Genomic DNA, 26,093 nt, shown 5'->3' with positions numbered 1-26,093 from the left:
CCATGGCCATGGCCGGGAGCCAGCCGCAACGGCGCAACAGCCCGACCCAGGGCGCCGCCATGCTGGCTCTTTCGGCGCTGTTCTTCGCCCTGATGGGCGGCCTGATCCGCGAGGCCTCCAGCACCGTCAACAACGAAACCGTGGTGTTCTTCCGCAACCTCGTCGGCGTGCTGTTCTTCCTGCCCCTGGCGCTGACTCGCGGCATCGGCCCGCTGCGCACCCGCCGCCCGCTATCGCACCTGCTGCGCACCACCTACGGCCTGGGCGGCATGTACTGCTACTTCTACGCCCTCGCCCACCTGCCGCTGACCGACGCCATGCTGTTCAGCTATGCCGCGCCGGTGTTCACGCCGCTGATCGCACACCTGTGGATCAAGGAGCCGCTGACCCGCCGCATGATGGTCGCCACCCTGGTCGGCTTCCTCGGCGTGCTGCTGGTGGCCAGGCCCAGCGGCGCGGTAGTGGCGCCGATCGCCCTGGTCGGCATCGCCTCCAGCCTGATGGCTGCCTGCGCCTTCGTCTCGATCCGCGAAATGAGCGACAGCGAGCCAGCCTATCGCATCGTGTTCTACTTCGCCCTGTTCGGCACCCTGTTCTCCGGCGTGCCGCTGGCCTGGGCCTGGCAGCCGCTGAACGGCCAGGAACTGCTCCTGCTGCTCGGCGCCGGACTGTTCGCCAGCCTCGGCCAACTGACCATGTCGCAGGCCTATGCCCTGGCCTCCCCGGGAGTGATCGGACCGATCGCCTACATGGCCATCGTTTTCGCCGGGGTGATCGCCTGGCTGCGCTGGGACGAACTGCCCAGCCACACGTCGCTGCTCGGCGCCGCCCTGATCTTCGCCGCCAGCCTGATCCCCCTGCTGGGCAACCGCCCCGCCGAAAGGCCCCGCTGAATGCCCCACCGGGGCGCACCTTTCATGTATGATATGCGCCCCTTTTTCGTTGACTTCCAGCCACGAGAACGTCTCATGCAGCTTTCCTCGCTCACCGCGGTATCCCCCGTCGATGGCCGCTATGCCGGCAAAACCAGCAGCCTGCGTCCGATCTTCAGCGAATACGGCCTGATCCGTTTCCGCGTCATGGTGGAAGTCCGCTGGCTGCAGCGCCTCGCCGCCCACGCCGGGATTCCCGAGGTCGCGCCGTTCTCCGCCGAAGCCAACGCCCTGCTCGACAGCCTGGCCAGCGACTTCCAGCTGGAACACGCCGAACGCATCAAGGAAATCGAGCGCACCACCAACCACGACGTGAAAGCCGTGGAGTACCTGCTCAAGGAACAGGCCGCCAAGCTTCCGGAGCTGGCCGCGGTCAGCGAGTTCATCCACTTCGCCTGCACCTCCGAGGACATCAACAACCTGTCCCACGCCCTGATGCTCCGCGAGGGTCGCGACAGCGTGCTGCTGCCGCTGATGCGCCAGATCGCCGAGGCCATCCGCGAACTGGCGGTGAAACTCGCCGACGTGCCGATGCTCTCCCGCACCCACGGCCAGCCTGCCTCGCCGACCACCCTGGGCAAGGAACTGGCCAACGTCGTCTACCGCCTGGAGCGGCAGATCAAGCAGGTCGCCGGCATCGAGTTGCTGGGCAAGATCAACGGTGCCGTGGGCAACTACAACGCCCACCTGTCCGCCTATCCCGAAGTCGACTGGGAAGCCAACGCGCGCCAGTTCATCGAAGGCGACCTCGGCCTGACCTTCAACCCCTACACCACTCAGATCGAGCCGCACGACTACATCGCCGAGCTGTTCGATGCGATCGCCCGCTTCAACACCATCCTCATCGACTTCGACCGCGACGTCTGGGGCTACATCTCCCTCGGCTATTTCAAGCAGAAGACCGTGGCCGGCGAGATCGGCTCCTCGACCATGCCGCACAAGGTCAACCCGATCGACTTCGAGAACTCCGAGGGCAACCTCGGCATCGCCAACGCGCTGTTCCAGCACCTGGCCAGCAAGCTGCCGATCTCGCGCTGGCAGCGCGACCTGACCGACTCCACCGTGCTGCGCAACCTCGGCGTCGGCATCGCCCACAGCGTCATCGCCTACGAGGCCAGCCTGAAGGGCATCGGCAAGCTGGAGCTGAACGCCCAGCGCATCGCCGAGGACCTGGACGCCTGCTGGGAAGTCCTCGCCGAGCCGGTGCAGACCGTGATGCGTCGCTATGGCGTGGAAAACCCCTACGAGAAGCTGAAGGAACTGACCCGCGGCAAAGGCATCAGCGCCGAAGCCTTGCAGACTTTCATCGAAGAGCTGGCGATTCCCGCCGAGGCCAAGGTCGAGCTGAAGAAGCTGACCCCGGCCGGCTACGTCGGCAATGCCGCCGCCCAGGCCAAGCGCATCTGAGCACGCAACCCTTTTGCACGCCCGGCTGCGCCGGGCGTTTTTGTTTCAAGGACTTAACCATGAATGCTGATACTCCCCTGCAACTTCTGGGCGGACTGACCGCTGCCGAATTCCTCCGCGACTACTGGCAGCGCAAACCGCTGCTGGTCCGCCAGGCGATCCCGGACTTCGAAAGCCCGCTGTCCGCCGACGAGCTGGCCGGGCTGTCGCTGGAGGAGTCGGTGGAATCGCGCATCGTCCTCGAACACGGGAAAACCCCGTGGGAAATGCGCCGTGGCCCGTTCCAGGAGGAGGACTACCAGCACCTGCCGGAACAGGACTGGACCCTGCTGGTGCAGGCGGTCGACCAGTTCGTCCCGGAAGTCGCCCAACTGCTGGAGCAATTCCGCTTCCTGCCCAGCTGGCGGATCGACGACGTAATGATCAGCTACGCCGCTCCCGGCGGCGGCGTCGGTCCGCACTTCGACAACTACGACGTATTCCTGCTTCAGGGCCACGGACGCCGGCGCTGGAAAGTCGGACAGATGTGCAGCAGCGACAGCCCGCTGCGCGAGCACGCCGACCTGCGCATCCTCGCCGACTTCGAAGAGAGCGACGAGTGGGTCCTGGAGCCCGGCGACATGCTCTACCTGCCCCCGCGCCTCGCCCACTACGGCATCGCCGAAGACGAGTGCATGACCTACTCGATCGGCTTCCGCGCGCCCAGCGCCGCCGAAGTGCTGACCCATTTCACCGACTTCCTCGGCCAGTTCCTCTCCGACGAGGAGCGCTACACCGATGCCGGCCTGCAACCGGTAGGCGACGATCCGCACCAGATCCAGCGCGACGCTCTGGAGCGCCTGCAGGTCCTGATCCAGGAGCACATGAGCGACGAGCGCCTGCTGCTGACTTGGTTCGGCCAGTTCATGACCGAGCCGCGCTATCCCGAACTGGTTGCCGGCGAGGAGATCCCCGAGGAGGAGCTGTTCGGCGCCCTCGAGGATGGCGCGCTGCTGGTGCGCAACCCCAGCGCCCGCCTGGCCTGGAGCGAGATCGACATCGGCCTGGTGCTGTTCGCCAGCGGCCAGAGCGTACTCCTGCCCGGGCAGCTCAAGGAACTGCTGAAGCTGGTCTGCTCGGCCGATGCGTTGCATCTGGAAAACCTCGGCCAATGGCTGGCCGATGACGATGCGCGTAAGCTGTTGGCGGAGTTGGTCAAACAGGGCAGTTTGGAGTTTGCAGATGAATAAGATCCGCGTACGCGTAGCCGACTGGCAGAAGGACAATGCCGAGCTGCGCCGCATCCGCGAAGCGGTCTTCATTGCCGAACAGTCGGTTCCGCCGGAACTGGAGTGGGACGCCGAAGACGACGAAGCCGTGCATTTTCTCGCCTATGAAGGCGAATACGCGATCGGCACCGCGCGCCTGCTGGGCGACGGGCACATCGGCAGGGTCTCGGTACTCAAGGACTGGCGCGGCCTGAAGGTCGGCGACGCGCTGATGCGCGCGGCCATCGAGGAAGCCGAGCGACGCGGCCTGAAGCGCCAACTGCTGACCGCGCAGGTCTATGCCATACCCTTCTACGAGCGACTGGGCTTCAAGGTCGACAGCGGCGAGTTCCTCGACGCCGGCCTGCCCCATGTCGACATGGTTCGCGACAGCGACTGAGGCCCGATGAGCGACGCCCCGGAGACCTCGCCGGCCGACCTGCCGGCCATCGAATTCAGCTCTCCGGGGTGCTTTGCGGTACGCAACCCGGCCAGCGCCGCGCTGCCTGCGGAACGCTGGGAACCAGCGCCATTCCGCCTCGGCGAACATGAGCCGCTGGAGCGCTTCGAGCATCCGCAGGAAGCCCGCGCCCATGCCCTGGCCCTCCTGCAGCAGGCCCGCCGCTCACTCTGCCTGCACAGTCCCGACCTGGAAAGCTGGCTCTATCACCACAGCAGCATCCAGGAAGCCTGCACCCGTTTTCTCCTGGCCAATCCACGCAATCGCCTGCGTATCCTCGTTGGCGACAGCGCCCAGGCCGTGCGCAACGGCCACCGCCTGATCAACCTTTCGCGCCGCCTGTCGAGCAACTGCCTGATCCGCCGCCTCAACCCGGACTACCCTAAAGAGGACGACGCCTTCCTCCTGGCCGACGACCAGGGCCTGCTGCTGCGCCCGAAACCGGCGCAACCGGCGGGCTACGCCTGCTACCGTGCCGCCGGGCGGGTGCGTCAACTCCAGGCCCGCTTCGAGCAGGCCTGGGACACCAGTCTTTCCGACCCGGACCTGCGGAGCTTCCTCCTGTGACCCTGTTGCGCACCACCCTGCTCTCCTCGCTGTTGGCGACAGTCGTTCTCGGCGCCTCGGCCGCCCCGCGCACCGAAGTGATCCCGCTCAACTACCGCACCGCCGACGACGTGATGGCGGTGGCCCAGTCGGTCATCGGCAGCGAAGGCAAGGTCACCGCCTATGGCAACCAGTTGATCGTCAATGCCGAGCCGGCGAAGATCCGCGAGTTGCAATCGGTCCTGCAGCAGATCGACTCGCGCCCGCATCGCCTGCTGATCACCGTGGATACCAGCGAGAACCTGCAACAGGACAGCCGCGGCTATTCGGTGGATGGTTCGACCAGCGCCGGCAACATCGAGATCCAGAGCGGCCGCGGCGAGGTCAACGGCAAGGATCGAGTCCGCATCATCCGTCGCTCCACCGACAGCCGTTCCGGCGGCAGCCAGCAGGTCCAGGCCACCGAGGGCTACCCGGCGCTGATCCAGGTCGGCCAGAGCGTCCCCATCACCAGCACCGCCACCGGTCCCTACGGGCAGATCTACAGCCAGACCGAATACCGCAACGTCAACCGCGGCTTCTACGTCACCGCGACGCTGACCGGCAACCTGGTGCACGTCACCATCAGCTCCAGCAATGACCGCCTCAGCCAGAGCCATCCCGGCGTCATCGATACCCAGAGCACCGACACCCGGGTCAGCGGCAAGCTCGGCGAGTGGATCACCCTGGGCGGCGTCAGCGAACAGAACCAGGCCGACCAGCACGGCTTCGTGCGTCGCTACTCGACCCAGGGACGCGACGACACCAGCCTGCGCCTGAAAGTCGAAACCCTCGACTGACCGACGGCGCTCTTTCCAGCGCGAATTGCCTCCCGCTCCGGCAAAGCCACGGGGCGCGGGCTTTTGCGGGCATTTTCGATGCAAACGGAAACATCTCGACCAGACAAGACCATCCGGTCACTCTTAGACCTTCGTGTAGTAGTCTTGAAAAAACACTACAAAACGTTTGACGACGGATTTTTTCCAGAGCATGATGGCCCCGCTCCCGCTAATCAGGGGCTCTGAAACGACGAGCTCCCGGTGCCTGCGCCGATACGCCCTCGGCCTCCACCGTGTTGATCTGCCCACAAGGCGGCTTGACGAGATTGCGACTGGAACGAAGTTGTCCTGAGGGACGGGGAAGCGTTTACGTATCAGCCAGATCGAAAGACTCGACAGCGAGTCGCCCACCGGCAACCACGAGCCGAACGGCACTTGATCCAGTCGAGAAGCACGGTCCGCGAACTGTTCGTCTCCACCCCCTCCTCGGCGTCATTCTTCGCCACGGTCATTCTCTCGCCATGCAGCGGTGAGCCACCCGCAAGACAACCTTCACCAGCAGGTTTTGAGTGGGTCAGTCGGTGCTCAACCAATACATTTCTTGAAGGATTGACCATGTCCGCATATCAGAACGAGATCAAGGCAGTTGCCGCGCTGAAAGAGAAGAACGGCAGCAGCTGGAGCGCGATCAACCCCGAGTACGCAGCTCGCATGCGTATCCAGAACCGCTTCAAGACCGGCCTGGATATCGCCAAGTACACCGCGGCCATCATGCGCAAGGACATGGCCGAATACGATGCGGACTCCTCCGTCTACACCCAGTCGCTGGGTTGCTGGCACGGCTTCATCGGGCAGCAGAAGCTGATCTCGATCAAGAAGCACCTGAAGACCACCAACAAGCGCTACCTCTACCTGTCCGGTTGGATGGTCGCCGCGCTGCGCTCCGACTTCGGCCCGCTGCCGGACCAGTCCATGCACGAGAAAACCGCGGTTTCCGGCCTGATCGAAGAGCTGTACACCTTCCTGCGCCAGGCTGACGCCCGCGAGCTGGACCTGCTGTTCACCGGCCTGGACGCTGCCCGCGCCGCTGGCGACAAGGCCAAGGAAGCCGAGCTGCTGGCCCAGATCGACAACTTCGAAACCCACGTGGTGCCGATCATCGCCGACATCGACGCCGGCTTCGGCAACGCCGAGGCGACCTACCTGCTGGCCAAGAAGATGATCGAAGCCGGCGCCTGCTGCATCCAGATCGAGAACCAGGTGTCCGACGAGAAGCAGTGCGGCCACCAGGACGGCAAGGTTACCGTTCCGCACATCGACTTCCTCGCCAAGATCAATGCCGTACGCTACGCCTTCCTCGAGCTGGGCGTGGACGATGGCGTGATCGTCGCCCGTACCGACTCCCTGGGCGCCGGCCTGACCAAGCAGATCGCCGTGACCAACGAGCCGGGCGACCTGGGCGACCTGTACAACTCCTTCCTGGATTGCGAAGAGATCTCCGAGGCCGAGCTGGGCAACGGCGACGTCGTAATCAAGCGCGAAGGCAAGCTGCTGCGTCCGAAGCGCCTGGCTTCCAACCTGTTCCAGTTCCGCAAGGGCACCGGCGAAGATCGCTGCGTCCTGGACTGCATCACCTCGCTGCAGAACGGCGCCGACCTGCTCTGGATCGAAACCGAGAAGCCGCACGTCGGCCAGATCAAGGCGATGGTCGATCGCATCCGCGAAGTGATTCCGAACGCCAAGCTGGTCTACAACAACAGCCCGTCCTTCAACTGGACCCTGAACTTCCGCCAGCAGGTGTTCGATGCGTTCGTCGCCGAAGGCAAGGACGTTTCCGCCTACGACCGCAACAAGCTGATGAGCGTCGAGTACGACGACACCGAGCTGGCCAAGGTCGCCGACGAGAAGATCCGCACCTTCCAGCGCGATGGCTCGGCCCACGCCGGCATCTTCCACCACCTGATCACCCTGCCGACCTACCACACCGCCGCGCTGTCCACCGACAACCTGGCCAAGGGCTACTTCGCCGACGAAGGCATGCTGGCCTACGTGAAGGGCGTGCAGCGCCAGGAACTGCGCCAGGGCATCGCCTGCGTCAAGCACCAGAACATGGCGGGCTCCGACATCGGCGACAACCATAAAGAGTACTTCGCTGGCGAAGCCGCTCTGAAGGCCAGCGGCAAAGACAACACCATGAACCAGTTCCACTAAGGAACAGGGGCCAGCCGGGCAGCCACGATCTGCCCGGCCCGCCTCGCGAAAACCCCGGCTCCGGCCGGGGTTTTTCATTTCCGGATCATGGCAAAAGGCCTCGAGTGCCTGTCATCGTCCCGTCGCTTTCAGCGGTTAGCGTCAATGCTCCGTCGATCAGCCCACAAGGAGCACGTCCGTGAGCCTGGAGAAAAAAGATGCCATCCTGTTCGGTGATGGCGACGAGTTGCCCAGCAACCATTCGAACAACCCGCACATGAACGACCTGATCGCCGGCCTCGGCCGCCGCCAGGTCCTGGCCGGCGGCGCGGCGCTCGGCGCCCTCGCCTTCCTCGGCGTCGCGCTCCCCGCCAGCGCCGCTCCCGCCGAAGCGCAGGCGCCCGCCGCGGAAGGCCTGCGCGGCTTGCCTTTCAAACGCCGCAACCGCTTGCCCTTCGAAGCCATCGCCAGCGGCCGCGCCGATACCATCCGGGTGCCCGCCGGCTACAAGGCGACGCCCTTCATACCCTGGGGCACCCCGATCAGCGGCAGTTATCCGGGATTCCTCGACGACGCCAGCAACAGCGCCCAGGACCAGGCCGAACAGATCGGCATGCACCACGACGGCATGCACTTCTTCCCGATCGACGCGCAGTTCGGCTTCGGCGGCGGACACATCAGCAACCATGGCCTGCTGGTGCTCAACCATGAATACATCGACGCGCCGCTGCTGCACACCAATGGCCCGACCGTGGTCGATGGCAAGCGCACCGTCGCCGATGAAGTGCGCAAGGAAATCAACGCCCATGGCGTTTCCGTCGTGGAGATCCGTCGCAACGTGCGTGGCGAGTGGAATGTCGTACCGTCGCAACGCAATCGGCGGATCACCGCCGCCACGCCGATGCGTATCGCCGGCCCGGCGCGCGGCCACGAACTGCTGCGCACCCGCCACAGTCCGGACGGCACCCGCACCCGCGGCACCCACAACAACTGTTCCAACGGTTTCACCCCCTGGGGCACCTACCTCACCTGCGAGGAGAACTGGGTCGGCTATTTCTCCACCCAGGACAGCGAACTGCCGCGCGAACTGACCCGCTACGGCATTCGCAACACCAGCCGTTTCGGCTGGGAGACCCTGGCGGGCGACGAGTTCGAGCGCTTCGACGCCACCCGCAAGGGCAAACAGGCTCAGGACGACTACCGCAACGAACCGAACAACTTCGGCTGGATCGTCGAGATCGACCCGTTCGACCCGCAATCGGTACCGGTCAAGCGCACCGCTCTCGGCCGCTTCGCCCACGAAGGCCTGGTCTTCGCCCCGGTCAAGCCGGGCCGCCAGGTAGTCTGCTACTCCGGCGACGACTCGCAGAACGAGTACATCTACAAGTACGTCAGCCGCGACAAGTTCCGTCCGGGTCGCAGCAACGCTCGCCTGCTCGACGAAGGTACCCTCTACGTCGCCCGCTTCAACGCCGATGGCAGCGGCCAGTGGCTGCCGCTGGACATCGCCGACGGCAACTTCCGCGCGGCCTGTCGCAAGGCCGGGGTGAGCTTCGCCGACCAGGGCGAAGTGCTGATCAACACCCGCCTGGCCGCCGATGTCCTCGGCGCGACCAAGATGGATCGCCCGGAGTGGGGCGCGGTCAACCCGGACAACGGCGACGTCTACTTCACCCTCACCAACAACACGTCGCGCACCGTCGCCGACGCCGCCAACCCACGGGTGAAGAACGCCTACGGCCATATCATCCGCTGGCGCGAACGCAGCCGCGACTATGCCGGGCAACGCTTCACCTGGGACCTGTTCATGCTCGCCGGTCCCGGCGAAGACAGCCGCGGCCCGGACGGCAAGCCGCTGAACCAGGACAATATCCTGGCCAGCCCCGACGGCCTCTGGTTCGACCCGGAAGGCCGCCTGTGGATCCAGACCGACATGAGCGGCAGCCAGTTGAGCAGCGGCCCGTTCGGCAACAACCAGATGCTGGTGGCCGACCCGCGCACCGGCGAACTGAAGCGCTTCCTCACCGGTCCGCTGGGTTGCGAGGTGACCGGCATTGCCGCGACGCCGGACTTCCGTACGCTGTTCATCAACATCCAGCACCCGGGGGAAGGCTCGACCGCCGATAACCTCCTCAGCACCTGGCCGGACGGGCCGGGCCGCCGGCCACGCTCGGCCACCGTGGTGATCACCCGCGAAGACGGCCGACGCCTGCTCTGACGCGCCACGACGACCTGCGTTGGCCGGAATGCCGGCGCAGGTCGCCGCTACAGCCGTGGGCAAGCCCGGGCAAAGCGGGTGGAATGCAGGCTCCCCTCTCTATGGAAGGACGCCAGCATGCCCAAGCGCAATCGTCTCAGCCGCGCCGTCGGCGCCATCAACCTCCTCCCCCGCCGCCTGCGCAGCCGCAGCCTGACGCTGCTGCTGGGCTCCCAGGTGCGCTTCGCCGGCACGGCGAGGGTGCGCATCCATGAACTGGGGCAGGAGCGCGCCATCCTCAGCCTGAAGAACCGTCGACCGGTGCAGAACCACATAAAAGGTATCCATGCCGCAGCGATGGCCTTGCTCGCCGAGTCGGCCAGCGGCTTCCTGGTCGGAATGAACGTACCGGACGACAAGCTGCCGCTGATCAAGACCATGAAGATCGACTATCTCAAGCGCGCCCAGGGCGACCTGACCGCCATCGCGACGCTGGAGGCCGGACAGATCGAGCAGATCCGGCAACAGGACAAGGGCGAGGTCCGCGTGGCGGTGCTGGTCAGCGACGAGAACGGCAACCAGCCGATCGCCTGCGAGATGGTCTGGGCCTGGGTCGGCAAGAAACCCCGGGACGCTACCGCAGCCCCTAGGTAGCGCACCTCCAGAGCGACTACATCTGTGCTGCGAAGCGAACCGCCGCAAACCTTGCCCAGCGCCTTCGCATCCGTCACGAAGAACCGCGGGCGCAGCCCCAGGCGGCGCCACAGCCGGGTTGTCATGGTGCGGAAAGAAGAAAAACCGCCATGCGCCCGGCCCGGAAAATATTCCCGGTTTAATGCAATAACGGATTGATCGCGAGTAATTACCAATAAAAGGGTAAACAATAGTAACGCGGCGAAGAATATATGTAGCGAAGTTATACGGATGCGACATTGCAAACGATATTCATTATCGTTTGAGGTCTTGCAAAGAGCCCTCCCCCACGCTTCGCGGCAATACGACCAAAAGCCAGCCAGGCCGCGCCATCTCTCGCAGAGACAGCATTCACGAGGCTTTCGGGGATTAACCAAAGCGCTGGAAAAAGCAGAGAAGCGTCTGTTTGTGTTAGAAAAATTTACTTGTCCGGCGCTTTGGGCATAAAATCGGAAAGATACATACAACCCTTAGCTCACTACGCAGCGGGTTGCACAAGAAGTCGGGCATTGCGCCCAGAACCCACGATCTTATATATCCGGTACAGAAGGAGTATCAGCATGCCAAACCCAGCTGAACTTGCAGCTCATCACTGGGGATTCGCTGCCTTCCTTCTAGGGGTCGTTGGCCTTCTCGCCTTCATGCTAGGGGTTTCGTCCCTGCTTGGCAGCAAGGCATTTGGTCGCAGCAAGAACGAACCCTTCGAATCCGGGATCGTCCCCACCGGAGGCGCACGCCTGCGTCTCTCGGCAAAATTCTATCTGGTCGCGATGCTCTTCGTGATCTTCGACGTCGAAGCCCTCTTCCTCTTCGCCTGGTCGGTGTCGGTTCGCGAAAGCGGCTGGGCCGGTCTGATCGAGGCAACCATTTTCATAGCAATTCTGTTGGCGGGTCTTGTCTATCTTTGGCGGATCGGTGCGCTCGATTGGGCTCCCGAAAGCCGTCGCAAGCGGCAGGCGAAGCTAAAACAATGAGGCTTTGGCGATGCAATACAAACTTACCCGGATCGATCCCGATGCGGCCAACGACCAATACCCGATAGGCGAACGGGAAACCGTAGCCGACCCGCTGGTCGAGGGCCAGGTTCACAAGAACATCTTCATGGGCAAGCTCGAGGATGTGCTGAACTCCACCGTCAACTGGGGTCGCAAGAACTCGCTCTGGCCCTATAACTTCGGGCTGTCGTGCTGCTACGTGGAGATGACCACCGCCTTCACCGCGCCGCACGATATCGCCCGCTTCGGCGCCGAAGTGATCCGGGCGTCGCCGCGCCAGGCCGATTTCATGGTCATCGCCGGCACCTGCTTCATCAAGATGGCCCCGGTCATCCAGCGCCTCTACGAGCAGATGCTCGAACCCAAGTGGGTCATCTCCATGGGCTCGTGCGCCAATTCCGGCGGCATGTACGACATCTATTCGGTGGTCCAGGGGGTCGACAAGTTCCTCCCCGTGGACGTCTACATCCCCGGCTGCCCGCCCCGTCCGGAGGCGTTCCTGCAAGGCCTGATGCTGCTGCAGGAATCCATCGGCCAGGAGCGCCGCCCGTTGTCCTGGGTCGTTGGCGACCAGGGGGTCTACCGCGCCGAAATGCCGGCCCAGAAAGACCTGAAACGCGAGCAGCGCATCCAGGTGACCAACCTGCGCAGCCCCGACGAAGTGTGATCCGGAACTCCCGGCCAGCCCCGCTGGCCGGCCGAGACCAGCCGCGTTCACCCCACCGTTGACCGAAAGCGACCGAGACCATGACTGCAGACTCCGCTCTGTACATCCCGCCTTACAAGGCAGACGACCAGGATATCGTCGTCGAACTGAATTCCCGCTTTGGCGCCGAGACCTTCACCGTCCAGCCCACCCGTACCGGCATGCCGGTGCTCTGGGTCCCGCGCGAAAGACTGATCGAAGTCCTGACCTTCCTCCGTCAGGTACCCAAGCCCTACGTGATGCTCTACGACCTGCACGGCGTCGACGAGCGGCTGCGCACCCATCGCCGCGGCCTGCCGAGCGCCGACTTCAGCGTGTTCTACCACCTGATGTCGCTGGAGCGTAATAGTGACGTGATGATCAAGGTCGCCTTGTCCGAGCGCGACCTCAACCTGCCCACCGCCACCCGTATCTGGCCCAACGCCAACTGGTACGAGCGCGAAGTGTGGGACATGTACGGCATCACCTTCACCGGCCACCCGCACCTGACCCGCATGCTGATGCCGCCGACCTGGCAGGGCCATCCGCTGCGCAAGGACTACCCGGCGCGCGCCACCGAGTTCGATCCCTACTCCCTGTCCGCCGCCAAGCAGGACCTGGAGCAGGAGGCCCTGCGCTTCAAGCCGGAAGACTGGGGCATGAAGCGCCACGGCGAGAACGAGGACTACATGTTCCTCAACCTCGGCCCGAACCACCCGTCCGCCCACGGCGCGTTCCGCATCATCCTGCAGCTGGACGGCGAGGAGATCATCGACTGCGTCCCGGAGATCGGCTACCACCACCGCGGCGCCGAGAAGATGGCCGAGCGCCAGTCCTGGCACAGTTTCATTCCCTACACCGACCGCATCGACTACCTCGGCGGGGTGATGAACAACCTGCCCTACGTACTCTCGGTGGAGAAGCTCGCCGGGATCAAGGTGCCGCAGCGGGTCGACGTGATCCGGATCATGATGGCGGAGTTCTTCCGTATCCTGAACCACCTGCTGTACCTGGGCACCTATATCCAGGACGTCGGCGCCATGACCCCGGTGTTCTTCACCTTCACCGACCGCCAGCGCGCCTACAAGGTGGTCGAGGCCATCACCGGCTTCCGCCTGCACCCGGCCTGGTACCGCATCGGCGGCGTCGCCCACGACCTGCCGCGCGGCTGGGACAAGCTGGTCCGCGAGTTCCTCGACTGGATGCCCAAGCGCCTCGACGAGTACGAGACCGCGGCCCTGAAGAACAGCATCCTGCGCGGCCGGACCATCGGCGTCGCCCAGTACAACACCAAGGAAGCCCTCGAGTGGGGCACCACCGGCGCCGGCCTGCGCGCCACCGGTTGCGACTTCGACCTGCGCAAGGCCCGCCCCTACTCCGGCTACGAGAACTTCGAGTTCGAGGTACCGCTGGCCCACAACGGCGACGCCTACGACCGCTGCATGGTCAAGATGGGCGAGATGCGCCAGAGCCTGCGGATCATCGAACAGTGCCTGAAGAACATGCCGGAAGGCCCTTACAAGGCCGACCATCCGCTGACCACGCCGCCGCCGAAAGAACGCACGCTGCAACACATCGAAACCCTGATCACCCACTTCCTGCAGGTTTCCTGGGGCCCGGTCATGCCGGCCAACGAAGCCTTCCAGATGATCGAGGCGACCAAGGGTATCAACAGCTACTACCTGACCAGCGACGGCAGCACCATGAGCTACCGCACGCGTATCCGGACGCCCAGCTTCGCGCACCTGCAACAGATCCCCTCGGTGATCAACGGCAGCATGATCGCGGACCTGATCGCCTACCTGGGTAGCATCGATTTCGTTATGGCTGACGTGGACCGCTGACATGAGCCAGAGCAACCTGATTCAGACCGACCGTTTCGTCCTCAGCGAAACCGAGCGCTCGTCCATCGAGCATGAAATGCATCACTACGAGGACCCGCGCGCGGCGTCCATCGAAGCCCTGAAGATCGTCCAGAAACAGCGCGGCTGGGTGCCGGACGGCGCCATCCCGGCGATCGGCGAGGTGCTGGGGATCCCGGCCAGCGACGTCGAAGGCGTCGCCACCTTCTATAGTCAGATATTCCGCCAGCCGGTGGGCCGCCACATCATCCGCGTCTGCGACAGCATGGTCTGCTACATCGGCGGCCACGAGTCGGTGGTCGGCGAGATCCAGAAGCAACTCGGCATCGGTCTCGGCCAGACTACCGCCGACGGACGCTTCACCCTGCTCCCGGTCTGCTGCCTGGGCAACTGCGACAAGGCCCCGGCGCTGATGATCGACGACGACACCCATGGCGACGTGCGTCCCGACGGTGTCGCCAAACTGCTGGAGGCCTACGTATGACCCTTACCTCCATTGGTCCGGCCAACCGCATGGCGCGTTCGGCGGAAACCCATCCGCTGACCTGGCGCCTGCGCGAAGACGCCCAGCCCGTCTGGCTCGAGGAATACCAGAGCAAGGACGGCTATGCCGCGGCGCGCAAGGCGCTGACCCAGATGGCCCAGGACGACATCGTCCAGACCGTCAAGGACTCCGGCCTCAAGGGCCGCGGCGGCGCGGGCTTCCCCACCGGCGTGAAGTGGGGCCTGATGCCGAAGGACGAGTCGCTGAACATCCGCTACCTGCTGTGCAACGCGGACGAGATGGAGCCGAACACCTGGAAGGACCGCATGCTCATGGAGCAGCTGCCGCACCTGCTGGTGGAAGGCATGCTGATTTCCGCGCGCGCGCTGAAGGCCTACCGCGGCTACATCTTCCTGCGCGGCGAATACGTCGACGCGGCGCGCAACCTCAACCGCGCCATCGACGAAGCCAAGGCCGCCGGCCTGCTCGGCAAGAACATCCTCGGCAGCGGCTTCGATTTCGAGCTGTTCGTCCACACCGGTGCCGGCCGCTACATCTGCGGCGAAGAGACCGCGCTGATCAACTCGCTGGAAGGCCGCCGCGCCAACCCGCGTTCCAAACCGCCCTTCCCTGCCGCCGTCGGCGTCTGGGGCAAGCCGACCTGCGTGAACAACGTGGAGACGCTGTGCAACGTGCCGGCCATCGTCGGCAACGGCGTGGACTGGTACAAGACCCTGGCCCGCCCCGGCAGCGAAGACATGGGCACCAAGCTGATGGGCTTCTCCGGCAAGGTGAAGAACCCCGGCCTGTGGGAACTGCCGTTCGGCGTCAGCGCCCGCGAGCTGTTCGAGGACTACGCCGGCGGCATGCGCGACGGCTTCCAGCTCAAGGCCTGGCAGCCCGGCGGCGCCGGTACCGGCTTCCTGCTCCCGGAGCACCTGGATGCGCAGATGTTCGCCGGCGGCATCGCCAAGGTCGGCACCCGGATGGGCACCGGCCTGGCCATGGCGGTGGACGACAGCATCAACATGGTTTCCCTGCTGCGCAACATGGAAGAGTTCTTCGCCCGCGAGTCCTGCGGCTGGTGCACCCCCTGCCGCGATGGCCTGCCGTGGAGCGTGAAGCTGCTGCGTGCCCTGGAGCGGGGCGAAGGCCAGCCCGGCGACCTCGAGACCCTCGAGCAGCTGGTCAACTTCCTCGGCCCAGGCAAGACCTTCTGCGCCCACGCGCCGGGAGCCGTCGAGCCGCTGGGCAGCGCCCTCAAGTATTTCCGTGCCGAATTCGAGGCGGGCATCTCCCGCCAGCCTTCGGCCGCGCCGCGCCCGGCAACGGTCGGCGCCTGATGCTTTGCAGCCGGACGGCCAGCCGTCCGGCGATGTTTCGTCGTCGTGCCGCGGCCCGGCCGCAGGCCCGACGGAACCGTGAGTTTCTATTAGCCACGCCCGCTGACAACGGGCCAACGAAGACTTGAACCATGGCCACTATCCACGTAGACGGCAAGACGCTCGAAGTCGATGGTGCAGACAACCTCCTGCAGGCCTGTCTGTCCCTCGGTCTCGACATTCCCTACTTCTGCTGGCACCCGGCGCTCGGTAGCGTCGGCGCCTGCCGCCAGTGCGCGGTGAAGCAGTACACCGACGAGAACGACAAGCGTGGTCGCCTCGTCATGTCCTGCATGACCCCCGCCACCGACAACACCTGGATCTCCATCGAAGACGAAGAGGCCAAGCAGTTCCGCGCCAGCGTCGTCGAATGGCTGATGACCAACCACCCGCACGACTGCCCGGTGTGCGAGGAAGGCGGTCACTGCCACCTGCAGGACATGACGGTGATGACCGGCCACAACGAGCGCCGGTACCGCTTCACCAAGCGCACCCACCAGAACCAGGAACTCGGCCCGTTCATCGCCCATGAGATGAACCGCTGTATCGCCTGCTACCGCTGCGTGCGCTACTACAAGGACTACGCCGGCGGCACCGACCTCGGCGTCTACGGCGCCCACGACAACGTCTACTTCGGACGGGTCGAGGACGGCGTACTGGAAAGCGAGTTCTCCGGCAACCTCACCGAGGTCTGCCCCACCGGCGTGTTCACCGACAAGACCCACTCCGAGCGTTACAACCGCAAGTGGGACATGCAGTTCGCCCCGAGCATCTGCCACGGCTGCTCCAGCGGCTGCAACATCAGCCCCGGCGAGCGCTACGGCGAGATCCGCCGCATCGAGAACCGCTACAACGGCTCGGTCAACCACTACTTCCTCTGCGACCGCGGTCGCTTCGGCTACGGCTACGTCAACCGCGAAGACCGTCCGCGCCAGCCGCTGCTGGTGCTGAGCAAGCAGAAGCTGAGCCTGGACGGCGCCCTCGACCAGGCCGCCGCCCTGCTGAAGGAGCGCAAGGTGGTCGGCATCGGTTCGCCGCGCGCCAGCCTGGAAAGCAACTTCGCCCTGCGCGAGCTGGTTGGCGAAGGCAACTTCTACAGCGGCATCAACGAAGGCGAACTCGACCGCCTGCGCCTGATCCTGCAGGTCATGCAGGAAGGCCCGCTGCCGGTGCCGAGCATCCGCGACATCGAGGACCACGACGCGGTCTTCGTCCTCGGCGAGGACCTGACCCAGACCGCCGCCCGCATCGCCCTGGCCCTGCGCCAGTCGGTGAAGGGCAAGGCCGTCGAGATGGCTGCCGACATGAAGGTCCAGCCGTGGCTCGACGCCGCGGTGAAGAACATCGCCCAGCATGCGCAGAACCCGCTGTTCATCGCCAGCGTCAGCGCGACCCGCCTCGACGACGTGGCCGAGGAAACCGTTCACGCCGCGCCGGACGATCTCGCTCGCCTCGGCTTCGCCGTGGCCCACGCGATCGACCCAAGCGCCCCGTCCGTGGCCGACCTCGACCCGCAGGCCCAGGCCTTCGCCCAGCGCATCGCCGATGCCCTGCTGGCGGCCAAGCGTCCGCTGGTAGTGTCCGGCAACTCGCTGGGCAACAAGGCATTGATCGAAGCCGCGGCGAACATCGCCAAAGCCCTCAAGCAGCGCGAGAAGAACGGTTCCATCAGCCTGGTGGTCGGCGAAGCCAACAGCCTCGGCCTGGCGCTCTTCGGCGGCGACTCCGTGGAAGCCGCGCTCGAGCGACTGACCTCCGGACAGGCCGACGCCGTGGTGGTGCTGGAGAACGATCTCTATCGCCGCACCGACGCCGCCCGTGTCGACGCGGCCCTGGCGGCGGCCAAGGTGGTGATCGTCGCCGATCACCAGCAGACCGCCACCACCGCCAAGGCGCACCTGGTGCTGCCGGCGGCCAGCTTCGCCGAAGGCGACGGCACCCTGGTCAGCCAGGAAGGCCGCGCCCAGCGCTTCTTCCAGGTGTTCGACCCGACCTACTACGACGCCAGGAACATGGTCCGCGAGGGCTGGCGCTGGCTGCATGCGATCCACAGCACCCTGCAAGGCAAGCGCGTCGACTGGACCCAGTTGGACCACGTCACCGAAGCCGTGGCCGAGGCCAAGCCGATCCTGGCCGGCATCCGCGACGCCGCACCGGCCGCCTCGTTCCGCATCAAGGGCCTCAAGCTGGCCCGCGAACCGCACCGCTACAGCGGGCGTACCGCCATGCGCGCCAATATCAGCGTGCACGAGCCGCGCACCCCGCAGGACATCGACTCGGCGTTCGCCTTCTCCATGGAAGGCTACTCCGGCAGCCAGGAAGACCGTCAGCAGATCCCGTTCGCCTGGTCGCCGGGCTGGAACTCGCCGCAGGCCTGGAACAAGTTCCAGGACGAGGTCGGCGGCCACCTGCGCGCCGGCGACCCCGGCGTGCGCCTGATCGAACCGAAGGGCGAAGGCCTCGACTGGTTCCAGGCCGTGCCGGTGCCGTTCAGCGCCAAGGCCGACAGCTGGAAGGTAGTGCCGCTGTACCACCTGTTCGGCAGCGAGGAAAACAGCTCGCGGGCCGCGCCGATCCAGCAGCGCATCCCGGAGACCTACGTGGCCCTGTCCAAGGAAGACGCGGACCGCCTCGGCGTCAACGACGGCGCGACCCTCGGCTTCCAGCTCAAGGGCCAGGCCCTGCGCCTGCCGCTGCGCATCGATGAACAACTCGGCGCCGGCCTGATCGGCCTGCCGGTCGGCTTCGCCGGCATCCCGGCGGCGATCGCCGGCTGCTCCGTGGAAGGTCTGCAGGAGGCTGCACAATGAGTTGGCTGACTCCCGCTCTGGTCACCATCATCCTCACCGTGGTCAAGGCCATCGTGGTGCTGCTCGCCGTGGTCATCTGCGGCGCCCTGCTAAGCTGGGTCGAGCGCCGCCTGCTCGGCCTCTGGCAGGACCGCTACGGCCCCAACCGGGTCGGTCCGTTCGGTGCGTTCCAGCTCGGCGCGGACATGGTCAAGATGTTCTTCAAGGAGGACTGGACCCCGCCGTTCGCCGACAAGATGATCTTCACCCTGGCCCCGGTGATCGCGATGGGCGCCCTGCTCGTCGCCTTCGCCATCGTGCCGATCACCCCCACCTGGGGCGTGGCGGACCTGAACATCGGCATCCTGTTCTTCTTCGCCATGGCCGGCCTGACGGTGTACGCCGTGCTGTTCGCCGGCTGGTCGAGCAACAACAAGTTCGCCCTGCTCGGCAGCCTGCGCGCCTCGGCCCAGACCATCTCCTACGAGGTGTTCCTGGCCCTGTCGCTGATGGGCATCGTCGCCCAGGTCGGCTCGTTCAACATGCGCGACATCGTCCAGTACCAGATCGACAACGTCTGGTTCATCATTCCGCAGTTCTTCGGCTTCTGCACCTTCATCATCGCCGGCGTCGCCGTGACCCACCGTCACCCGTTCGACCAGCCGGAAGCGGAACAGGAACTGGCGGACGGCTACCACATCGAGTACGCCGGGATGAAATGGGGCATGTTCTTCGTCGGCGAGTACATCGGCATCGTACTGGTCTCGGCGCTGCTGGCGACCCTGTTCTTCGGCGGCTGGCACGGTCCGTTCCTGGACACCCTGCCCTGGCTGTCGTTCTTCTACTTCGCCGCCAAGACCGGCTTCTTCATCATGCTCTTCATCCTGATCCGCGCCTCGCTGCCGCGTCCGCGCTATGACCAGGTGATGGCGTTCAGCTGGAAGGTGTGCCTGCCGCTGACCCTGATCAACCTGCTGGTGACCGGCGCGCTCGTGCTGGCCGCGGCCCAGTAAGGAGAACCACCGTGATCAAAGAAATCATCAACGTCGTGCATGGCACCTTCACCCAGCTTCGCAGCCTGGTGATGATCTTCGGCCATGCCTTCCGCAAGCGCGACACCCTGCAATACCCCGAAGAGCCGGTCTACCTGCCGCCGCGCTATCGTGGCCGGATCGTCCTGACCCGCGACCCCGACGGCGAGGAACGCTGCGTAGCCTGCAACCTGTGCGCCGTGGCCTGTCCGGTTGGCTGCATCTCCCTGCAGAAGGCCGAGACCGAGGACGGTCGCTGGTATCCGGAGTTCTTCCGCATCAACTTCTCGCGCTGCATCTTCTGCGGCCTGTGCGAGGAAGCCTGCCCGACCACCGCGATCCAGCTCACCCCGGACTTCGAGATGGGCGAGTTCAAGCGCCAGGACCTGGTCTACGAGAAGCACGACCTGCTGATCTCCGGGCCGGGCAAGAACCCGGACTACAACTACTACCGCGTTGCGGGGATGGCGATCGCCGGCAAGCCGAAAGGCGCCGCGCAGAACGAAGCCGAACCGATCAACGTGAAAAGCCTGCTGCCATAAGGAGACGTCGCGTGGAATTCGCTTTCTATTTCGCTGCCGGCGTCGCCGTACTGGCCACGCTGCGGGTCATCACCAACAGCAACCCGGTGCATGCCCTGCTCTACCTGATCATTTCCCTGCTGGCCATCTCGATGACCTTCTTCAGCCTCGGCGCACCCTTCGCCGGTGCCCTGGAGATCATCGTCTACGCTGGCGCCATCATGGTTCTGTTCGTCTTCGTGGTGATGATGCTCAACCTCGGCCCGGCCGTGGTCGAGCAGGAGCGCAAGTGGCTCACGCCCGGCATCTGGGTCGGGCCTTCGGCCCTGGCCCTGGTCCTGCTGGTGGAACTGCTGGTGGTCCTCGCCCGCACCCCGAGCGGTGCCGGCATCGGCCATACCACGGTAGACGCCAAGGCGGTCGGCATCAGCCTCTACGGCCCGTACCTGCTGGTGGTCGAACTGGCCTCCATGCTGTTGCTCGCGGCCCTGGTCGCTGCCTATCACCTGGGTCGTCAAGACGCCAAACAATAAAGGTTCGGCGGGCGCCCTGCGCCCGCCCCAAGGGAACGTAACGCTATGAACGCAATACCACTGGAACACGGCCTGGCCCTCGCCAGCGTCCTGTTCGCCCTCGGACTGGTCGGCTTGATGGTGCGACGCAACATCCTGTTCGTACTGATGAGCCTGGAAGTGATGATGAACGCCGCCGCCCTCGCCTTCGTGGTCGCCGGCAGCCGCTGGGGCCAACCCGACGGCCAGGTGATGTTCATCCTGGTGCTGAGCCTCGCGGCCGCCGAAGCGAGCATCGGCCTGGCGATCCTGCTGCAACTGTATCGCCGCTTCCACACCCTCGATATCGACGCTGCCAGCGAGATGCGCGGATGAACCTTCTACCTCTTACCTTCCTGTTCCCCCTGGTCGGCTTCCTGCTGCTGTCGTTCTCCCGCGGCAGGTGGTCGGAAAACCTTTCGGCGCTGGTCGGCGTCGGCTCGGTCGGCCTCTCCGCCCTGAGCGCGGCCTGGGCCATCTTCAGCTTCCACAGCAGTCCGCCGGAAGGCGGCGCCTACAGCCTGGTGCTGTGGCAGTGGATGGCGGCCGGCGACTTCAGCACCAACTTCACCCTGTACCTGGACGGCCTCTCGGTAACCATGCTCGGCGTGGTTACCGGCGTCGGCTTCCTGATCCACCTGTTCGCCTCCTGGTACATGCGTGGCGAAACCGGCTATTCGCGCTTCTTCGCCTACACCAACCTGTTCATCGCCAGCATGCTGTTCCTGGTGCTGGGCGACAACCTGCTGTTCCTCTACTTCGGCTGGGAAGGCGTGGGCCTGTGCAGCTACCTGCTGATCGGCTTCTACTACAGCAATCGCAACAACGGTAACGCGGCGCTCAAGGCATTCATCGTCACCCGCGTCGGCGACGTGTTCATGGCTTTCGGCCTGTTCATCCTGTTCCAGCAGTTCGGCACCCTGAACATCCAGGAGCTGCTGGTGCTGGCGCCGCAGAAGTTCCCGGAAGGCAACCTCTGGCTGACCCTGGCGACCCTGGCCCTGCTCGGCGGCGCGGTCGGCAAGTCCGCCCAGCTGCCGCTGCAGACCTGGCTGGCCGACGCCATGGCCGGCCCGACCCCGGTCTCCGCGCTGATCCACGCCGCCACCATGGTGACCGCCGGCGTCTACCTGATCGCCCGTTGCCACGGCCTGTTCACCCTGGCCCCGGACATCCTCGAACTGGTCGGCATCGTCGGCGCGGTGACCTTGGTCCTGGCCGGCTTCGCCGCCCTGGTACAGACCGATATCAAGCGCATCCTCGCCTACTCGACCATGAGCCAGATCGGCTACATGTTCCTCGCCCTCGGCGTCGGCGCCTGGGACGCGGCGATCTTCCACCTGATGACCCACGCCTTCTTCAAGGCCCTGCTGTTCCTTGCCTCGGGCGCGGTGATCGTCGCCTGCCACCACGAGCAGAACATCTTCAAGATGGGCGGCTTGTGGAAGAAGCTGCCGCTGGCCTACGCCAGCTTCGTGGTCGGCGGTGCGGCGCTGGCCGCCCTGCCCTTCCTCACCGCGGGCTTCTACTCCAAGGACGAGATCCTCTGGGAGGCCTTCGCCAGCGGCCATCGCGAACTGCTGATCGCCGGCCTGGTGGGTGCGTTCCTGACCTCGATCTACACCTTCCGCCTGATCTTCGTCGCCTTCCACGGCGAGCCGAAGACCGAAGCCCACGCCGGCCACGGGATTTCCCACTGGTTGCCGCTCAGCGTGCTGATCGTCCTGTCGACCTTCGTCGGCGCCCTGATCACCCCGCCGCTGGCTGGCGTCCTGCCGGAAAGCGTCGGCCACGCCGGTGGCGAAGCCAAGCACAGCCTGGAACTGGCCTCGGGTGCCATCGCCATCGCCGGTATCCTGCTGGCCGCCCTGCTCTTCCTCGGCCAGCGCCGCTTCGTCAGCGCCCTGGCGAAGAGCGCCCCGGGTCGCTTCTTCGGTACCTGGTGGTACCACGCCTGGGGCTTCGACTGGCTATACGACAAGCTGTTCGTGAAACCCTACCTGCTGCTCTGCCAATTGCTGGGGCGCGACCCCATCGACCGTACCCTGGGCGTCGTTCCGTTCAGCGTGCGCGGCGGACACAACCTCCTCAGCCTCACCGAGAACGGCCGCCTGCGCTGGTACGCCGCTTCCCTGGTGGGTGGCGCCGCCATCCTGCTCGGCGCGCTGCTGCTGGCCTAACGAATTCACGGAGAGACTGAGCCTGTCATGATTCTGCCCTGGCTAATCCTGATCCCCTTCATCGGCGGTTTCCTCTGCTGGATCGCCGAACACAGCAGCAAGACCCTGCCCCGCTGGATCGCGCTGCTTTCGATGACCCTGGTCCTGATCCTGAGCCTGTGGATCTGGGCCACCGGCGACTTCCAGCTGGCGCCCGCGCCCGGCGGCGAGCCGGAATGGACCCTGCAATTCAAGGTGCTGTGGATCGAGCGTCTCGGCATCAGCATCCACCTGGCGATGGATGGCCTGTCGCTGCTGATGGTCGCCCTCACCGGCCTGCTCGGCGTGCTCTCGGTCCTCTGCTCCTGGAACGAGATCCAGCGCCGCATCGGCTTCTTCCATCTGAACCTGCTGTGGATCCTGGGCGGTGTGATCGGCGTGTTCCTCGCCATCGACCTGTTCCTGTTCTTCTTCTTCTGGGAAATGATGCTGGTGCCGATGTACTTCCTCATCGCGCTGTGGGGACACAGTTCCGATGACGGCAAGAAGACCCGCATCTACGCCGCCACCAAGTTCTTCATCTTCACCCAGGCCAGCGGCCTGGTGATGCTGGTGGCGATCCTCGGCCTGGTGTTCGTCAACTTCAATGCCACCGGCGTGATCACCTTCGACTACGCCACCCTGCTGAAGACCCAGCTGAGCCCCCACGTGGAATGGCTGCTGATGCTCGGCTTCTTCGTCGCCTTCGCGGTGAAGATGCCGGTGGTGCCGGTGCATTCCTGGCTGCCGGACGCCCACGCCCAGGCGCCCACCGCCGGCTCCGTGGACCTCGCCGGCATCCTCCTGAAGACCGCCGCCTACGGCCTGATCCGCTTCGCCCTGCCGCTGTTCCCCAACGCCTCGGCGGAATTCGCGCCGATCGCCATGTGGCTCGGCATCATCGGCATCTTCTACGGTGCCCTGCTGTCCTTCGCGCAGACCGACATCAAGCGCCTGGTCGCCTACTCCAGCGTTTCGCACATGGGCTTCGTGATGATCGGCATCTACTCCGGCAGCCAGGTCGCGCTGCAGGGCGTGGTGGTGCAGATGATCGCCCACGGCCTCTCCGCCGCGGCGCTGTTCATCCTCTGCGGCCAGCTCTACGAGCGCCTGCATACCCGTGACATGCGCAAGATGGGCGGCCTGTGGTCGCGCATGCCCTACCTGCCGGCGATCAGCCTGTTCTTCGCCTCGGCGTCGCTGGGCCTGCCCGGTACCGGCAACTTCGTCGGGGAGTTCCTGATCCTGATCGGCGCCTTCAAGGTGGTCCCGGTGATCATCGTGATCGCCACCTTCGGCCTGGTCTTCGCCTCGGTCTACTCGCTGATCATGATCCACCGCGCCTACTTCGGCCCCAGCCAGTCCGACGAGCCGATCCTCGGCCTCGATGCCCGCGAACTGAGCATGGTGCTCGGCCTGGCGGTCCTGCTGGTCCTGCTCGGGGTCTACCCGCAGCCAGTGCTGGACATCTCCGCGGCCAGCATGCACGGCGTGCAGCAATGGCTGGGCGCAGCCCTTTCCACCCTTGCAGGACGGTAGTCGCGAAATGACCTTTACGATTCAACACTTCATCGCGCTCCTGCCACTGCTGATCACCAGCGCCACCCTGGTGGTGGTGATGCTGGCGGTAGCCTGGAAACGCAATCACTCGTTCACCGCCACCCTCTCGGTGATCGGCCTCAACCTGGCCCTGCTGTCGCTGCTGCCGGTCCTCGGCGTCACCCCGATCGAGGTGACACCGCTGGTGCTGGTGGACAACTACGCCTGCTTCTACATGGCCCTGGTGCTGGTCTCCGCCCTGGCCTGCGTGACCCTCGCCCACGCCTACATGGAAAGCTATCCGGGTAACCGCGAAGAGCTGTACCTGCTCCTGCTGCTGGCCACCGCCGGCGGCCTGGTGCTGGTCAGCGCGCAGCACCTGGCCAGCCTGTTCATCGGCCTGGAGCTGCTCTCGGTCCCGGTCTACGGGATGGTCGCCTACGCCTTCTTCAACAAGCGCTCGCTGGAAGCCGGCATCAAGTACACCGTGCTCTCGGCCGCCGGCTCCGCCTTCCTGCTGTTCGGCATGGCCCTGCTCTACGCCGAGTCCGGTACCCTGGGCTTCGCCGGCCTTGGCGCCAAGGTCGCCGAGCACGTGCTGAGCGGTCCGCTGGTCAGCGTTGGCGTAGGCATGATGCTGGTCGGCCTGGGCTTCAAGCTGTCGCTGGTGCCCTTCCACCTGTGGACCCCGGATGTCTACGAAGGCGCCCCGGCGCCGGTCTCGGCGTTCCTCGCCACCGCCAGCAAGGTCGCGGTGTTCGCCGTGCTGCTGCGGCTGTTCCAGATCGCCCCGGCGGCCCTGGACAACCAACTGCTGAACATCTCCCTGAGCGTCATCGCGGTCGCCTCGATCCTCTTCGGCAACCTGCTGGCACTGACCCAGAGCAACATCAAGCGCCTGCTCGGCTACTCGTCCATCGCCCACCTGGGCTACCTGCTGGTCGCCCTGATCGCCAGCAAGGGCATGGCCGTGGAAGCGGTCGGCGTCTACCTGGCCACCTACGTACTGACCTCCCTCGGCGCGTTCGGCGTGATCACCCTGATGTCCACCCCGTACAGCGGCCGCGACGCCGATGCGCTGTTCGAGTACCGCGGCCTGTTCTGGCGCCGGCCGGTACTGACCGCGGTGATGACCGTGATGATGCTGTCGCTGGCAGGCATCCCGCTGACCGCCGGCTTCATCGGCAAGTTCTACGTGATCGCGGTCGGCGTCGAGTCGCACCTGTGGTGGCTGATCGGCGCCCTGGTGCTGGGCAGCGCCATCGGCCTGTACTACTACCTGCGGGTCATGGTCACCCTGTTCCTGGTCGAGCCCGGCATCCGCCAGCACGACGCACCGTTCAACTGGGGCCAGCGCGCCGGCGGCATCATGCTGGTGGCCATCGCCCTGCTGGCGTTCTTCCTCGGCGTCTACCCGCAGCCGCTGCTGGAAATCCTCCAGCATTCCGGCCTGGCCCTCGCCGGCTGAGTCGCCCGCTCCACGAAAACCCCGCCTCGGCGGGGTTTTTCTTTGGCCCGCCCCACGCACCCTGCCCCGCTGCCGTGGCATGCTCCGCGCTCCATGGA

The 26,093-nt window shown here is 65.3% G+C and carries 22 protein-coding genes; all 22 read left to right on the top strand.

The features are described 5' to 3' along the window. Positions 1 to 2: 2 nt before the first annotated feature. The 22 genes from ACM0M4_RS13460 (at position 3) to nuoN (ending at position 25,995) form a co-directional block, all read left to right on the top strand. Positions 3 to 893: a DMT family transporter gene (locus ACM0M4_RS13460; RefSeq protein WP_023464803.1), complete on the top strand. Its 891-nt coding sequence runs from the start codon at positions 3 to 5 to the stop codon at positions 891 to 893. 75 nt (positions 894 to 968) lie between these two features. After that, positions 969 to 2,339: an adenylosuccinate lyase gene (gene purB, locus ACM0M4_RS13455; RefSeq protein ID WP_003097660.1), complete on the top strand. Its 1,371-nt coding sequence runs from the start codon at positions 969 to 971 to the stop codon at positions 2,337 to 2,339. 59 nt (positions 2,340 to 2,398) lie between these two features. Next, positions 2,399 to 3,568, top strand: coding sequence for a cupin domain-containing protein (locus ACM0M4_RS13450; RefSeq protein WP_034012256.1), 1,170 nt, complete (start codon positions 2,399 to 2,401; stop codon positions 3,566 to 3,568). Next, positions 3,561 to 3,986 (top strand): GNAT family N-acetyltransferase, encoded by a 426-nt coding sequence (locus ACM0M4_RS13445; protein ID WP_003090444.1) that lies wholly within the window; start codon positions 3,561 to 3,563, stop codon positions 3,984 to 3,986. Before ACM0M4_RS13450 ends, ACM0M4_RS13445 begins: the two co-directional genes overlap by 8 nt. A 6-nt stretch (positions 3,987 to 3,992) precedes the next feature. Next, on the top strand, positions 3,993 to 4,613 hold the full coding sequence (locus tag ACM0M4_RS13440) for a hypothetical protein (protein WP_003097664.1): 621 nt from the start codon (positions 3,993 to 3,995) through the stop codon (positions 4,611 to 4,613). Further along, entirely contained in the window at positions 4,610 to 5,431 is an 822-nt protein-coding gene (locus ACM0M4_RS13435; RefSeq protein ID WP_003097665.1) for a secretin N-terminal domain-containing protein, read from the top strand. Before ACM0M4_RS13440 ends, ACM0M4_RS13435 begins: the two co-directional genes overlap by 4 nt. Before the next feature lie 594 nt (positions 5,432 to 6,025). After that, entirely contained in the window at positions 6,026 to 7,621 is a 1,596-nt protein-coding gene (locus ACM0M4_RS13430) for an isocitrate lyase (RefSeq protein ID WP_003090447.1), read from the top strand. 178 nt (positions 7,622 to 7,799) lie between these two features. After that, positions 7,800 to 9,818, top strand: coding sequence for a PhoX family protein (locus tag ACM0M4_RS13425; protein WP_003108746.1), 2,019 nt, complete (start codon positions 7,800 to 7,802; stop codon positions 9,816 to 9,818). Between the two features lie 78 nt (positions 9,819 to 9,896). Next, positions 9,897 to 10,451, top strand: a complete 555-nt coding sequence (locus tag ACM0M4_RS13420) for a DUF4442 domain-containing protein (protein WP_003119967.1) — start codon at positions 9,897 to 9,899, stop codon at positions 10,449 to 10,451. Positions 10,452 to 11,050: 599 nt separating this feature from the next. After that, positions 11,051 to 11,464 (top strand): NADH-quinone oxidoreductase subunit A, encoded by a 414-nt coding sequence (locus ACM0M4_RS13415; RefSeq protein WP_003090452.1) that lies wholly within the window; start codon positions 11,051 to 11,053, stop codon positions 11,462 to 11,464. A gap of 10 nt (positions 11,465 to 11,474) precedes the next feature. Next, positions 11,475 to 12,152 (top strand): NuoB/complex I 20 kDa subunit family protein, encoded by a 678-nt coding sequence (locus tag ACM0M4_RS13410; protein WP_003090455.1) that lies wholly within the window; start codon positions 11,475 to 11,477, stop codon positions 12,150 to 12,152. Between the two features lie 80 nt (positions 12,153 to 12,232). Further along, positions 12,233 to 14,014 (top strand): NADH-quinone oxidoreductase subunit C/D, encoded by a 1,782-nt coding sequence (gene nuoC, locus ACM0M4_RS13405; protein ID WP_003090458.1) that lies wholly within the window; start codon positions 12,233 to 12,235, stop codon positions 14,012 to 14,014. Position 14,015: 1 nt separating this feature from the next. Next, positions 14,016 to 14,516: an NADH-quinone oxidoreductase subunit NuoE gene (nuoE, locus tag ACM0M4_RS13400; RefSeq protein WP_003090460.1), complete on the top strand. Its 501-nt coding sequence runs from the start codon at positions 14,016 to 14,018 to the stop codon at positions 14,514 to 14,516. Beyond that, a complete protein-coding gene (gene nuoF, locus ACM0M4_RS13395; protein ID WP_003097674.1) occupies positions 14,513 to 15,859 on the top strand; it encodes an NADH-quinone oxidoreductase subunit NuoF in 1,347 nt (448 codons plus the stop codon). The genes nuoE and nuoF overlap by 4 nt, the downstream gene beginning before the upstream one ends. Positions 15,860 to 15,990: 131 nt before the next feature. After that, positions 15,991 to 18,708, top strand: coding sequence for an NADH-quinone oxidoreductase subunit NuoG (gene nuoG, locus ACM0M4_RS13390; RefSeq protein ID WP_003122603.1), 2,718 nt, complete (start codon positions 15,991 to 15,993; stop codon positions 18,706 to 18,708). Next, positions 18,705 to 19,700, top strand: coding sequence for an NADH-quinone oxidoreductase subunit NuoH (nuoH, locus tag ACM0M4_RS13385; RefSeq protein ID WP_003090465.1), 996 nt, complete (start codon positions 18,705 to 18,707; stop codon positions 19,698 to 19,700). Before nuoG ends, nuoH begins: the two co-directional genes overlap by 4 nt. Positions 19,701 to 19,711: 11 nt before the next feature. Beyond that, positions 19,712 to 20,260 (top strand): NADH-quinone oxidoreductase subunit NuoI, encoded by a 549-nt coding sequence (gene nuoI, locus ACM0M4_RS13380; RefSeq protein ID WP_003090467.1) that lies wholly within the window; start codon positions 19,712 to 19,714, stop codon positions 20,258 to 20,260. Positions 20,261 to 20,271: 11 nt separating this feature from the next. Continuing rightward, entirely contained in the window at positions 20,272 to 20,772 is a 501-nt protein-coding gene (nuoJ, locus tag ACM0M4_RS13375; RefSeq protein WP_003090473.1) for an NADH-quinone oxidoreductase subunit J, read from the top strand. Positions 20,773 to 20,817: 45 nt separating this feature from the next. Then, complete coding sequence (gene nuoK, locus ACM0M4_RS13370; protein WP_003090475.1) at positions 20,818 to 21,126, top strand: NADH-quinone oxidoreductase subunit NuoK; 309 nt, start codon at positions 20,818 to 20,820, stop codon at positions 21,124 to 21,126. Next, the gene (nuoL, locus tag ACM0M4_RS13365; RefSeq protein WP_003097681.1) at positions 21,123 to 22,970 is read left to right on the top strand and encodes an NADH-quinone oxidoreductase subunit L; all 1,848 of its coding nucleotides are present in this window, start codon (positions 21,123 to 21,125) and stop codon (positions 22,968 to 22,970) included. Before nuoK ends, nuoL begins: the two co-directional genes overlap by 4 nt. Before the next feature lie 27 nt (positions 22,971 to 22,997). After that, the gene (gene nuoM / locus ACM0M4_RS13360; protein WP_003097684.1) at positions 22,998 to 24,527 is read left to right on the top strand and encodes an NADH-quinone oxidoreductase subunit M; all 1,530 of its coding nucleotides are present in this window, start codon (positions 22,998 to 23,000) and stop codon (positions 24,525 to 24,527) included. Between the two features lie 7 nt (positions 24,528 to 24,534). After that, the gene (nuoN, locus tag ACM0M4_RS13355; protein WP_003090482.1) at positions 24,535 to 25,995 is read left to right on the top strand and encodes an NADH-quinone oxidoreductase subunit NuoN; all 1,461 of its coding nucleotides are present in this window, start codon (positions 24,535 to 24,537) and stop codon (positions 25,993 to 25,995) included. Positions 25,996 to 26,093: the final 98 nt, after the last annotated feature.

This window comes from Pseudomonas sp. 18-147 (assembly GCF_051048045.1).
GTDB classification, from domain to species: domain Bacteria; phylum Pseudomonadota; class Gammaproteobacteria; order Pseudomonadales; family Pseudomonadaceae; genus Pseudomonas; species Pseudomonas aeruginosa.
The sequence above is the reverse complement of the archived record's forward strand: the minus strand, read 5'-3'. Positions and strand labels throughout refer to the sequence as shown.